Origin of the sequence: Aeromonas sp. 601039 (genome assembly GCF_049174415.1) — a bacterium.
Classification (GTDB): domain Bacteria; phylum Pseudomonadota; class Gammaproteobacteria; order Enterobacterales; family Aeromonadaceae; genus Aeromonas; species Aeromonas veronii_A.
Genome location: NZ_JAAKTL010000008.1, coordinates 82,478 through 95,388 on the forward strand (window position 1 = coordinate 82,478; position 12,911 = coordinate 95,388).

Here is a 12,911-nt window from a genome sequence, read left to right on the forward strand (position 1 = left end):
GCACGGCGAAGGGCGCAAGCATTCGACAATAAAGCCTTGTGGGATTAGTTTTCCTGCTGACGGATCCGACGCATGGATCGCTGGATCCGGCTGTCTTCCCTCTGCATATCCAACAAGGTGTCCTCGATAAAGGCCAGATGCTCATGACAAGCTGTTCTGGCCCGCTCCGGAGCCCCCGAAAGAATAGCCTCGATCAGATTCGCGCGATGGCGACGTATCTTGGCTACCACTCCCGGGCGGCGATTCAAAATCTCGTTATTCTGCAGAATGTTCTGTTCGAGCATCGGGCTCATGGCCCGCAGCAGGTGCAGCAGCACCACGTTGTGGGACGCCTCGGCCACCGCCAGATAGAACTGGGTCACGGCTGCCGATTCGGCCACCAGCGAGCCCAGCTGGCCCGCCTCTTCGATAGTGGTTTGCACCTGACGAATACGCTCGAAATCAGACCCGGTTCCCCGCAAGGCCGCGTAGTAGGCACAGATGCCTTCCAGCGCGTGGCGAAACTCCAGCAGGTCATACTGGGCTTCCGGGTGGGTACTGAGCAGTTCGAACAGAGGATCGGCGATCCCCTTGCTCAGGGCATTCTGCACATAAGTGCCGCCGCCCTGACGGCGATAAAGCAATCCGCGCGCTTCCAGTCGCTGGATGGCTTCGCGCAGGGAGGGGCGCGATACCTGAAACTGGATGGCGAGTTCCCGCTCGGGAGGCAATTTCTGTCCCGGCTGCAGGCTGCCTTCCAGAATCATCTGTTCCAGCTCGGCGACAATGGAGTCGGCCAACTTGGGTTGCGTAATCTTGCGATAGGGCATGAGGCTACTTTGTTAAATTGGTATTACCAATTTCATGGATGGGGCGAAAATTAGCAGAGGCCTTTTGAAAAGTCCACTCAAAAGATGATCTGAGTCAAGAATCAGCCCTGCCACTTAAGAGGTAAAGCAGGGGAAACATGATTTAGCTCATAGAAAATGGTCTGACCAATATTCTTGACTTCGCTCACAAATAACATTTGCGCAACCAGAGACAAAAATGGCCTGCCAGATGGGCAAGCCATTGATTTTAAAATCCAAACTAAATTTGAATATTTACTTTAGCTGTTTAGTAGTTGCCGGTAGTAATCCCACTGGAAACTGGCTCCGGGATCCGTCTTGCGCCCTGGCGCGATGTCGCAATGGCCGACAATTTTTTCGTGGGTAATCGCCGGATAGCGCTCCGAGATGGCTCGGGTGAGCCCCACGAGCGCCCGGTATTGAGCCTCGGTATAGGGGGTCTCGTCGGTCCCTTCCAGCTCGATGCCGATGGAGAAGTCATTGCATGCCTCCCTCCCCTGCCAGCTCGATACTCCCGCATGCCAGGCGCGCGCGCCAAACGGCACATACTGCACCAGCTCGCCATCACGGCGGATCAGGCAGTGGGCCGAGACTCGCAGCTGATGGATACCGGCAAAATAGGGGTGAGCCTCAGGGTCGAGTCGCCCCATAAAGAGATCGTCGATAAAGGGGCCACCAAACTCCCCCGGCGGCAGGCTGATGCCATGCACCACCAGCAGGGAGATATCATCCGGCGCTGCCCGTTCGTTGTAATGGGGAGAAGGCACCCGGCGCGCCTGCTGGCACCAGCCTGCGGCATCGATAGAGAAACAAGGTTGCGAAGCGAGTTGAGTCATCGGCTACTCGAGTTGGCTGATAAATGGCGAGAAAACGAAGATACCTGATAGGCAACCCGGCACCAACTCACTGAATCAATGGGAAGTGGTATGTTAGGCTGAGTCATCTTCCGCTCGATATGGATGGAGTATGCAGCACACGGCTCGCTGGATGTGGTTACTGGCCTGGCTCTCTTTGATGGGCCTGCTGACCCTCTATTTTCACTCCCGCAACCAACCAAGTGTCACTGCCAGCGGCGAGCTGTTGCTGCGGGCCGACCAGAGCGGCCACTATCGTCTGGAGGGTGCCATCAACGGCCAGCCGGTGCAACTGCTGCTCGATACCGGCGCAACCCGCATCACCATTCCGCAGCAGGTTGCCGAGCGGCTCGGCCTGACCGCTTATGGCAGCAGCCAGGTCAATACTGCCGCGGGACAGATCCGGGTCGGCAACGGCACCATCGAAACGCTGGCGATGGGGCCATTGACCTTGTACGATCTGGCCATCTTTATCAATCCGGCGGCAGACGGTGACGAAGTGCTGGTTGGCATGAACGCCCTCGGTCGGCTGGAGCTGGTTCAAAAGGAGCGGCAACTGCTGCTCAGACCCTTGCAGGAATAAGGCATGTTTCAACAGGATGTCAGCCGCGCCGTGCGCGCCGCACTACTCGAAGATCTGGGCGATGCCCTCACCACGCTGGACCAACCGGACGCCAGCGCCGATATCACCGCCCAGCTGATCCCGGCGGATCGGATGGCCAGCGCCCGGGTCATCACCCGTGAAGCAGGAGTATTCTGCGGCCAGCCCTGGGTGGATGAAGTCTTCCTGCAACTGAAGGCCCAGCTCGGTGGGGAAGTGAAGGTGGAGTGGAAGGTGCAGGATGGGGAAGTGCTCTCCCCCAATCAGGAGCTGTTCCGCCTCCATGGCCCTGCCCGCCTGCTGCTGACCGGCGAACGCAATGCGCTGAACTTTGTCCAGACCCTCTCCGGCGTCGCCACCCTCACCGCCCGCTATGTGGCAGAGCTGGAGGGCACTGACTGCCGCCTGCTCGACACCCGCAAAACCATCCCCGGGCTGCGCACCGCCCAGAAGTACGCAGTCACCTGCGGTGGTGGCAAGAATCACCGCATCGGTCTCTACGACGCCTACCTCATCAAAGAGAACCATATCCTCGCCTGTGGCGGCATTGCCGAAGCGATCAATGAGGCTCGTCATCTCAATCCGGGCAAACCGGTGGAGGTGGAAGTGGAATCACTGGCAGAGCTGGAACAGGCGCTGGCGGCAAAGGCCGATATCGTGATGCTCGACAACTTCAACGTGACCATGATGCGGGAAGCGGTCGCCATCAATCAGGGCCGCGCCAAGCTGGAGGTCTCCGGCAATGTGACGCTGGATACTCTGGCCGAGTTTGCCGCCACCGGCGTCGATTTTATCTCTGTCGGGGCGCTCACCAAGCATGTACGGGCACTCGATCTCTCCATGCGCTTTATCCAACCGTGAGACGCCCCCACAAAGGCTTGAGCAAACACTCGATATAACCGGACAAACAACTTGCAAAAGGCGCCAGAGGCGCCTTTTCTTTATGCAGGATCCCTCGGCAAAGGAGTGTACAGACGGACCCTAATCCGGCCACAGAAAGAGTCATAGGAGGCCACTTCTTTTATGACACGCATCAAGTTTTTGCTAAATGAAAGAAGTGTGATTAACAAAATGGACAATCTCTGTTGCCACCCCTGACAGCTCGGATAAGATACTGACGTGCAGATGATTTTCCACCGGCACTTCCCAGGAACCAAGGATAAAAGGATATTTTCCATGAACAGTAAAATGAAGAAACAATCAGGCTTTACCCTTATTGAATTGATGATCGTGGTCGCGATCGTGGCCATTCTGGCCGCCGTCGCGCTGCCGGCGTATCAGACATACACACAAAAGGCAAAGTTTTCTGAAGTAATAGCTGCAACTGGACCAGTGAAAACTGCTGTTGAATTGTGCTTCCAAAGCACAGGTAACGCAGCAAACTGTCAAGCAGCTGGCTCCAATGGTATCCCTGCCGCACCAAGTGCCGCAGGTAACGTAGCAAGTGTTGTGTTAGCTGCAGGCACTGGTGGTGCTGAATTCCAAATAACTGCAACTTCTCAAAATTTATCCACGAACTATACATATATTTTGGTTGGTGAAACATCTACTGGGAATGTTGTTTGGACGCCCAATCCATCAGGTGCTGCTGGCACATGCGCTGCAGCAGGTGTTTGCTAATTAACACATGACCTCTAGCCCTAATAGCGGCCTGGCGTTAAGCCTGGCCGCCTCTTCACTGATCAGTGAAGAGGATTCCCAGCGCTATCTGAGCCAGGCCAAGGCCCAGCGCAAACCCTTTGTGACCTTTCTGATTGAAAACGACATCCTCGACAGCAAGGCGCTCGCCGATTTTTGCGAGCTGGAGTATGGGGTACCTCTGCTGGATCTTGCCGCCTTCGATTTGGCCGAGATCCCGCAGAAGTACCTCAATCAGAAACTGATTGAGAAGCACCACGTCCTGCCCATCTATACCCAGGGCCACACCCTCTATATCGCCATGTCGGATCCGACCAATGTCTCGGCCCTGGAGGACTTTGGCTTCAGTTTCGGCCTTCATACCGAGGCGCTGCTGGTGGAGGAGAATAAGCTTACCGCCGCGATCGGCAAGCTGCTGGAGAGCGAAAACGACGCCCTCGGCATGGAGGATATCGACGAGGCCGAGATCTCCGACCTCGAGGTAAGCGACGAGAGCAGCAGGCTGGACGAGAGCGTCAATACCGCCGATGACGATGCCCCCATCGTCAAGTACATCAACAAGATCCTGATGGATGCCATCAAGCGCGGCGCCTCCGACCTGCACTTCGAGCCTTACGAATTCAAGTATCGGGTGCGCTTTCGCATCGACGGGATTCTGCACGAAATCGCTACCCCGCCGGTCAATCTGGCCAACCGCTTCTCTGCCCGCCTCAAGGTGATGGCGCGGCTCGATATCGCCGAGCGGCGGCTGCCGCAGGATGGCCGCATCAAATTGAAGCTGTCGCGCAACAAGTCGATGGATATGCGGGTCAACACCCTGCCCACCATGTGGGGGGAGAAGATCGTTATCCGTCTGCTCGACTCCTCGGCGGCCCGCCTCAATATCGAGCAGCTTGGCTTTGACGACCGCCAGAAGGCACAGTACCTGCGAGCCCTCTCGAAACCGCAGGGGATGATACTGGTCACCGGCCCCACCGGCTCGGGCAAGACGGTCTCGCTCTATACCGGCCTCAATATTCTCAACACCACCGAGGTAAACATCTCCACCGCCGAAGATCCGGTGGAGATCAATCTGCCGGGCGTCAACCAGGTACAGGTCAACCCCAAGGCGGGGCTCACCTTTGCCAGCGCTCTGCGCTCCTTCTTGCGGCAAGATCCAGATGTGGTGATGGTGGGGGAGATACGGGATCTCGAAACCGCCGAGATCGCCATCAAGGCGGCACAAACCGGCCACCTGGTGCTCTCGACCCTGCATACCAACTCGGCTGCCGAAACCCTGACCCGGATGATGAACATGGGGGTGCCCGCCTTCAATATCGCCTCTTCGGTCACCCTGATCATGGCCCAACGGCTGGCCCGCAAGCTGTGTGACCACTGCAAGGCGCCGGAGGTAGTGCCGGAAGCCGAGCTGCTGGAACTGGGTTTTACCCCACAGCAGCTGGCAGCCGGCTTGCGACTGTTCAAACCGGTTGGTTGCAAGGAGTGTTCCGGTGGCTACAAGGGGCGAGTCGGCATCTACGAAATCATGCTAATGTCGGAAAATATCGCAAAATTGATCATGCAGGGGGCCAACTCCCTGCAAATTGCGGCGATTGCCCAGAAAGAGGGCATGCGCACCCTGCGCACCTCGGGACTGGAGAAGGCACGGCTCGGTGTCACCAGCCTGGCCGAGGTCAACCGGGTCACCACCAATTAAACCTCGCCAAGATGCGAGCAAGATGATCTACCAGCAAGCGACCAGATGGTGCCAAGCCGTTTGAGGATATTTATCAGGTCAGATGGTTCAGGGGCTCCCTGACCATCCGCCCAATTGCAGGATGCAAAGATGGCAACCCTAACGAAAAAGAACACCCCCCCGAAAAAAGTCTTCGCCTTCCGCTGGCACGGGGTCAATCGCAAGGGGCAGAAGGTCTCCGGCGAGCTGCAGGCTGACAGCATCAATACCGTCAAGGCGGAGCTGCGCAAGCAGGGGGTAAACGTCACCAAGGTGGCCAAAAAATCCCAGGGGCTCTTCTCCAAGGGCGGCGCCAAGATCAAGCCGATGGATATCGCGATTATCTCCCGCCAGATCACCACCATGCTCTCCGCCGGCGTACCACTAGTACAGAGCCTGCAGATCATCGCCCGCAGCCACGAGAAAGCCGCCATGCGCGAGCTGATGGGTGAGATCGCCTCCGATGTTGAGACCGGAACCCCCATGTCGGAGGCGTTGCGCCGCCACCCTCGCCATTTTGACGATCTCTACTGCGATCTGGTTGAGGCGGGGGAGCAATCCGGTGCGCTGGAAACCATCTACGACCGTATCGCCACCTATCGGGAAAAGTCGGAAGCGCTCAAGTCGAAGATCAAGAAGGCGATGTTCTACCCCACCATGGTCATTCTGGTCGCCATCGTGGTCACCTCCATCCTGCTGCTGTTCGTCATTCCACAGTTCGAGGATATCTTCAAGAGCTTCGGTGCCGAGCTGCCGGTGTTCACCCAGTTTGTTATCGGCATCTCCCGCTTTATGCAGAACTGGTGGTATGTCTTCTTTGGTGGCACGGCCCTTGGCATCTTCCTTTACGTGCGGGCCTGGCGGGCCTCTCAGAAGGTGAAAGACAATACCGACAAGTTCGTCCTCACCATTCCGGTGGTCGGGATGATCCTGCACAAGGCGGCCATGGCCCGCTTCGCCCGCACCCTGTCTACCACCTTCTCCGCCGGTATTCCGCTGGTAGATGCGCTGATTTCGGCAGCAGGTGCCTCCGGCAACTATGTCTATCGCACCGCCGTCATGGCGATCCGTAATGAGGTGGTGGCCGGCATGCAGATCAACGTGGCGATGCGCACCGTCGATCTCTTCCCCGATATGGTGATCCAGATGGTGATGATCGGTGAGGAGTCCGGCGCCATCGATGATATGCTCTCCAAGGTCGCCACCATATTCGAACAGGAGGTGGATGATCTGGTCGATGGCCTCACCAGCCTGCTGGAACCCCTCATCATGGTGGTGCTTGGGGTGCTGGTCGGCGGCATGGTTATTGCCATGTACCTGCCCATCTTCAAGCTTGGCGACGTGGTAGGCTGATTTATCAGGGCATGGCACCAAAACCATGCCCTCCCCCTCATTCAATAACTGACGGTTGGTTATGACACTTCTTCTCGAGCTGGCTCACAGCTTGCCCTGGCTCTACTTCTCGCTGGTTTTTCTTTTCTCCCTGATGATCGGCAGCTTTCTCAACGTGGTGATCCATCGGTTGCCCATCATGCTGGAACGAGAATGGCAGGCTGAATATCGAGGCTACTTCACCCCCGATGAAGAGCAATCAACCGAACCGCGCTACAACCTGATGGTGCCGCGCTCGGCATGCCCCCATTGCGGCCATGCCATCACAGCACTGGAAAATATCCCGCTGTTGAGCTGGCTCTGGCTCAAGGGGCGCTGTGGTGAGTGCCAGGCCCCTATTTCGGCCCGCTATCCGCTGGTAGAGCTGCTGACCGCCCTGCTCTCGCTCGCCGTAGCAATGGTCATAACCCCGGGCTGGGGCACGCTGGCCGCCCTGCTGCTGACCTGGGTGCTGGTCGCCCTCACCTTTATCGATCTCGACAAGATGTTGCTGCCCGACCAGCTCACCCTGCCACTGCTGTGGGGCGGGCTGCTGTTCAATCTGGCTGGTGGCTTCGTGCCGCTGACAGATGCCGTGATTGGCGCCATGGCGGGCTATCTGGTGCTCTGGAGCCTCTACTGGGCTTTCAAGCTGCTCACTGGCAAGGAGGGGATGGGCTATGGTGACTTCAAGCTGCTGGCGGCGCTGGGGGCCTGGCTCGGTTGGCAGGCCCTGCCCATAATTCTGCTGCTCTCATCTCTGGTCGGCGCCGTGATCGGCATCAGCCTGATCGCCTTGCAAAAACATCATCAGGGCAAGCCCATCCCCTTCGGCCCCTACCTCGCCATAGCGGGCTGGATCGCCCTGCTATGGGGCGATACCATCACCCGCTGGTATCTCTCTACCCTGCTTTGAGCAAGAGGCCCCCATGTATGTAGTTGCTATCACAGGTGGTATCGGCAGCGGCAAGACCACTATCGCCAATCAGTTTGCCGCGCTGGGTATCGAGGTGGTGGATGCCGATGTGATCGCCCGCGCAGTGGTCGAGCCGGGTACCCCGGCCCTTGCCGCCATCGCCGACCATTTTGGCCCGGATGTGATTGATCCGAGCGGTCAACTCGACCGTCGTGCCCTGCGCGAGCGGGTCTTCAGCGATCCACAGGCCAAGGAGTGGCTCAATGCCCTGCTCCACCCGCTGATTCGCAGCGAAATGCTGCGCCAGTGTGCCGCGGCCAGTTCTCCTTACTGCCTGCTGGTGGTGCCACTGCTGGTGGAGAACAAACTCACCGGCCTCGCCAACCGGGTTCTGGTGATCGATGTGGATGAAGCGACCCAGATTGAGCGCACCTGTCGCCGTGATGGGGTATCGGCCGAGCAAGCCAAGGCCATCATCGCCGCCCAAGCGAGTCGGGTGGAACGCCTCGCGGCGGCGGATGATGTCATCGAAAACCACAATGGCAGCGAAATGGCGATTAAAACGCGGATTTTGGCGCTGCACGAGACATATCTGGCAATTGCCTCTCAACAAGGCCGCCAAGTGTGAGTACACTAGGCCGGTTTATGGCTGGCCAGGATTAGGCATGATTTACGATTTCCCCCTCAATGAAAAAAGCCGGACCTATCTTCGTCTGGAGTCCCTGTTTTCCCAGATCCGCGACAATCTGGAGAGTGAACAATCCTGGGCACATATCGCCTTCTTCAAGGGGCTGTTCGATCTGCAGGAGTTGCTGGAGCGTGGTGACCTGCGCGCCGACCTCATCAAGGATCTGGAGCGTCTCGGCCAGCGTCTGAGCCACTGGGCCAGCCTGCCCGATGTCGATCTGGAGCAGATCAAACTGATGCAGCAAGAGAGCAGCCAGCTCTCTCGCAACCTGCTCAACTCGCCACGCCCGGGTGCCCGCCTGAAAGAGGATCGTCTGCTCGGCTCCATTCGCCAGCGTTTCTCCATCCCGGGTGGCCTGTGTGCCTTCGATGTGCCGCAGCTACACCACTGGCTCGGCACACCGGCCATTGCCCGTCACCAGCAGATGCAAGGCTGGCTGAGCGATATCAATCTGCTGATGAATGCCATCACTCTGCTGCTGCGCCTGTGGCGTGAATCGGGCAGCTTCAGTGAGCAGGTTGCCAGCAACGGTTTCTTCCAGGACACCGCCGAGAGCGCCGAGCTGATCCGCATCAAGCTGCCGGGCAATCTGTTCTGCTACCCAACCCTGAGCGGCCACAAGAACCGCTTCGCCCTACGCTTTCTGCCCACCGCAGAACAGCCGATTGGCGACGTGCCGTTCCAGCTCGCCTGCTGCTAAGGAGGGCTTATGGTCACCAAGGTAAAGTGTCCGACCTGCCAGAGCGAAGTGGAGTGGGGCCCGCAGAGCCCGTTTCGCCCCTTCTGCAGCAAGCGCTGCCAACTGATCGATCTTGGCGAGTGGGCCGATGAAGAGAAGCGGATCCCGGGGGAGATCAACCCGGATCTGCTGCCGGAGCCGGAAGAGGGCGATCAGTGGCTATAAGCCCCTGGTCACTCACCTCTGCAATATCAAAAAAGGGCCGATTGGCCCTTTTTTGATGCTTGTTGATTGCTACCGGCTCAAGCCTGCAGACCCTGTAGCCGCGCTACAATCGGGCCATTGGCATCGGGGAAGTGGTAGTTGTTCAGCTCGGCCACCGGCACCCACAGACACTCTTGCCCCTCCTTGCCGAACGGCTCACCGCTGAAACGGGTCACCTTCCAGATATCCAGCAACACCTGCTTCTCGAGGTAGTCGTGCTGCAGTTCCATAAAGGGGGCACAATCCAAAACCCGGATGCCAATCTCTTCCCACAGCTCCCGATCCAGCGCGGTGAGCAGATCCTCGCCCGACTCCACCTTGCCACCGGGAAACTCCCAGCGATCTCCCTGATGGCGATCGGAGGAGCGTCTGGCGATGAAGATATCGCCCCGTTCATTCTCGATGACGCCAACCGCCACCCAGATCCGTTTTTTCTGTTCCATCTTGCTACCTTTACACGCGATACATGATCGTGCCGTTCGATGAGCCCAACCTCCGGCTGGGTGAGCGACCGATGATGCCTGATATCCGATTTCTTTCCGTCAAGTGGCGCCACCCTAGTGACTTTGCCACCCTCTGGCAAAAACAAGGCGGGCACTTGGCCCGCCTGTTATGGCATAGCGTCGATCAGGTCAACTGACCGTGGCAGTGCTTGTACTTCTTGCCGGAGCCGCACGGGCAGGGATCGTTGCGACCAACCTTCTGCTCGTCGCGCACGAAGGTGGTGTGGCCCTCTTCGCCTGCGGCCTGTTCATCGGCCAGCTGGCTCTCGGCAGCGGCGTGGGTATAGGTGCGGGGAGCGGCTTCCGCCTGCTGGCGCTGCTGCTCTTCCATCGCTTCCACATCGCGCTCCTGCACCTGAACACGGCTCAGGATGCTGACCACGTCGCGCTTGAGGGTTTCCAGCATCTGGGTGAACAGATCGAAGGATTCGCGCTTGTACTCCTGCTTGGGGTTCTTCTGGGCGTAACCGCGCAGATGGATGCCCTGACGCAGGTGATCCATGGCCGCCAGATGCTCTTTCCACAGACCATCCAGAGTTTGCAGCATCACCGCCTTCTCGAAGTTGCGCAGCACCTCTTTGCCGACCAGCTCTTCCTTGTGGGCATAGAGCTTGGTGGCTTCGTCCAGAATGCGCTCGCGCAGCTTCTCTTCATACAGCTTGTCATCTTCCGCCAGCCACTGTTGCAGCGGCAGATCCAGCGCGAAGTCGGCCTTCAGGCGTGCTTCCAGACCCGGCACATCCCACATCTCTTCCAGAGACTGGGGCGGGATGTACTCGTCGATCACCGCGCCGTAGACGTCGTCACGGATAACGTGAATGGTCTCGGAGATGTCGTTGGTATCCAGCAGCTCGTTACGCTGCTCGTAGACCACCTTGCGCTGGTCGTTGGCCACGTCATCAAACTCCAGCAAGCTCTTGCGGATGTCGAAGTTGCGACCTTCCACCTTGCGCTGGGCGTTTTCGATCGCCTTGGTGACCCATGGGTGCTCGATGGCTTCGCCCTCTTCCATGCCCAGCTTCTTCATCATGCCGGTCACGCGATCGGAGGCGAAGATCCGCATCAGGGTATCTTCCATGGAGAGGTAGAAACGGGAGGAACCCGGATCACCCTGACGACCGGAACGGCCGCGCAGCTGGTTGTCGATACGACGGGATTCGTGACGCTCGGTGCCGATAATGTGCAGACCACCAGCGGCCAGCACCGCATCGTGACGCACCTGCCAGGCGGCTTTCAGCTCGGCAATCTGCTCGCTGGTCGGGTTCTCCAGCTTGGCAAGCTCTGCCTGCCAGTTGCCGCCCAACACAATGTCGGTACCACGACCGGCCATGTTGGTGGCGATAGTGACCGCGCCAGTCTGACCGGCCTGGGCGACGATCTCCGCTTCCATGGCGTGGAACTTGGCGTTCAGCACTTTGTGCGGGATCTTCTCCTTGGTCAGGATGCCGGAGAGCAGCTCGGAGTTCTCGATAGAGACGGTACCAACCAGTACAGGCTGGCCCTTGGCCACGCACTGACGGATATCTTCGATGATGGCGGCATACTTCTCATTGGCGGTCAGGTAGACCAGATCGCCCATGTCTTTGCGCACCATCGGCTTGTTGGTCGGGATAACCACGGTATCCAGGCCATAAATCTGCTGGAATTCAAAGGCTTCGGTATCCGCAGTACCTGTCATCCCCGCCAGCTTGTTGTAGAGGCGGAAGTAGTTCTGGAAGGTGATGGATGCCAGTGTCTGGTTCTCGTTCTGGATCTTCACCCCTTCCTTCGCTTCAACGGCCTGATGCAGACCATCGGACCAGCGACGGCCCGGCATGGTACGGCCGGTGTGCTCGTCGACGATGACGATCTCGTCTTTCTGGACGATGTAGTCCACGTTGCGCTCGAACAGGGTGTGAGCACGCAGACCCGCATTGACGTGGTGCAGCAGGCTGATGTTGGAGGCAGAGAACAGCGAGTCGTTCTCGTCCAGCAGCCCCTCTTTCTTGAGCAGCTCTTCCACGAAGATCTGACCGTTTTCGGTCAGCAGCGCCTGACGGTTCTTCTCGTCCACCGTGTAGTGACCGTCACCGGTGTACTCTTCGGTGTCTTCCTTGTCCTGTTTGACCAGCAGCGGGATCAACTTGTTGACGCGGATATAGAGCTCGGAGCTGTCTTCGGCCGGACCGGAGATGATCAGCGGAGTACGGGCTTCATCGATAAGCACCGAGTCCACCTCATCCACCAGCGCGTAGTTGAGCGGACGCTGTACGCGCTGCTCTGGCGAGAACGCCATGTTGTCGCGCAGGTAGTCAAAACCGAATTCGTTGTTGGTACCGTAGGTAATGTCGGCTGCGTAGGCGTCACGCTTCTGGGATGCATCCATACCGGGCACGTTGCAATCGACGGTCATGCCTAGGAAGGCAAACAGCGGGCGGTTCGCCTCCGCATCACGCTTGGCCAAATAGTCGTTCACCGTCACGACGTGCACACCGCGGCCACTCAGGGCGTTCAGATAAGCTGGCAGAGTCGCAGTAAGAGTCTTACCTTCACCGGTTTTCATTTCCGCGATACGGTTGGAGTTCAGCACCATGCCGCCGATCAGCTGCACGTCGAAGTGACGCATGCCAAACACCCGCTTGGAGGCTTCACGCACGGTCGCGAACGCTTCCGGCAGCAACTGCTCCAGGGTCTCACCCTGCTCGATACGCTGACGATATTCAGCCGTTTTGGCCTGCAACTCGGCATCGGACAGAGCCTCGAACTGCGGCTCCATGGCATTGATCTGTTTTACAATTTTGCGCAAAGCCTTGAGCGTTCTGTCGTTCCGGCTGCCGATAATCTTGGTAAGCAGTGTGCTAATCATGGGTACCAACT

General features: G+C 58.3%; 13 protein-coding genes. 9 read left to right on the forward strand and 4 right to left on the reverse strand.

What is annotated here, in order from left to right; genetic code table 11:
- Positions 1-44 precede the first annotated feature (44 nt).
- Positions 45-809 carry a pyruvate dehydrogenase complex transcriptional repressor PdhR gene (gene pdhR / locus G5195_RS08960; RefSeq protein ID WP_005336127.1) on the reverse strand — a complete coding sequence of 255 codons (765 nt, stop codon included), beginning with the start codon at positions 807-809 and terminating at the stop codon, positions 45-47.
- Positions 810-1,087: 278 nt separating this feature from the next.
- Positions 1,088-1,663 carry a 1,6-anhydro-N-acetylmuramyl-L-alanine amidase AmpD gene (ampD, locus tag G5195_RS08965; RefSeq protein WP_421231503.1) on the reverse strand — a complete coding sequence of 192 codons (576 nt, stop codon included), beginning with the start codon at positions 1,661-1,663 and terminating at the stop codon, positions 1,088-1,090.
- A gap of 130 nt (positions 1,664-1,793) precedes the next feature.
- Between ampD and G5195_RS08970 the strand changes: the two genes are divergently transcribed.
- From G5195_RS08970 to yacG, 9 genes are all read left to right on the forward strand, one after another.
- Entirely contained in the window at positions 1,794-2,264 is a 471-nt protein-coding gene (locus G5195_RS08970) for a retropepsin-like aspartic protease family protein (RefSeq protein WP_005336129.1), read from the forward strand.
- 3 nt (positions 2,265-2,267) lie between these two features.
- Positions 2,268-3,143 (forward strand): carboxylating nicotinate-nucleotide diphosphorylase, encoded by an 876-nt coding sequence (gene nadC / locus G5195_RS08975; RefSeq protein WP_421236041.1) that lies wholly within the window; start codon positions 2,268-2,270, stop codon positions 3,141-3,143.
- A gap of 315 nt (positions 3,144-3,458) precedes the next feature.
- Complete coding sequence (gene tapA, locus G5195_RS08980) at positions 3,459-3,902, forward strand: type IVa pilus major pilin TapA (protein ID WP_421236042.1); 444 nt, start codon at positions 3,459-3,461, stop codon at positions 3,900-3,902.
- Positions 3,903-3,909: 7 nt separating this feature from the next.
- A complete protein-coding gene (gene tapB / locus G5195_RS08985; protein ID WP_216952199.1) occupies positions 3,910-5,616 on the forward strand; it encodes a PilB family type IVa pilus assembly ATPase TapB in 1,707 nt (568 codons plus the stop codon).
- A gap of 129 nt (positions 5,617-5,745) precedes the next feature.
- Complete coding sequence (locus G5195_RS08990; protein WP_421223102.1) at positions 5,746-6,987, forward strand: type II secretion system F family protein; 1,242 nt, start codon at positions 5,746-5,748, stop codon at positions 6,985-6,987.
- Between the two features lie 61 nt (positions 6,988-7,048).
- A complete protein-coding gene (locus tag G5195_RS08995) occupies positions 7,049-7,921 on the forward strand; it encodes a prepilin peptidase (RefSeq protein ID WP_421236043.1) in 873 nt (290 codons plus the stop codon).
- A 13-nt stretch (positions 7,922-7,934) separates the two neighbouring features.
- A complete protein-coding gene (coaE, locus tag G5195_RS09000) occupies positions 7,935-8,549 on the forward strand; it encodes a dephospho-CoA kinase (RefSeq protein ID WP_338455675.1) in 615 nt (204 codons plus the stop codon).
- Between the two features lie 37 nt (positions 8,550-8,586).
- Positions 8,587-9,309, forward strand: coding sequence for a cell division protein ZapD (zapD, locus tag G5195_RS09005; protein ID WP_005355104.1), 723 nt, complete (start codon positions 8,587-8,589; stop codon positions 9,307-9,309).
- A 9-nt stretch (positions 9,310-9,318) separates the two neighbouring features.
- Complete coding sequence (gene yacG / locus G5195_RS09010) at positions 9,319-9,513, forward strand: DNA gyrase inhibitor YacG (RefSeq protein ID WP_005336142.1); 195 nt, start codon at positions 9,319-9,321, stop codon at positions 9,511-9,513.
- Positions 9,514-9,590: 77 nt separating this feature from the next.
- Here the strand turns inward: yacG and mutT are convergent, their stop codons facing one another.
- Positions 9,591-9,995, reverse strand: a complete 405-nt coding sequence (mutT, locus tag G5195_RS09015; protein ID WP_421236044.1) for an 8-oxo-dGTP diphosphatase MutT — start codon at positions 9,993-9,995, stop codon at positions 9,591-9,593.
- Between the two features lie 184 nt (positions 9,996-10,179).
- A complete protein-coding gene (gene secA / locus G5195_RS09020; protein ID WP_164535949.1) occupies positions 10,180-12,900 on the reverse strand; it encodes a preprotein translocase subunit SecA in 2,721 nt (906 codons plus the stop codon).
- Between the last annotated feature and the right edge of the window lie 11 nt (positions 12,901-12,911).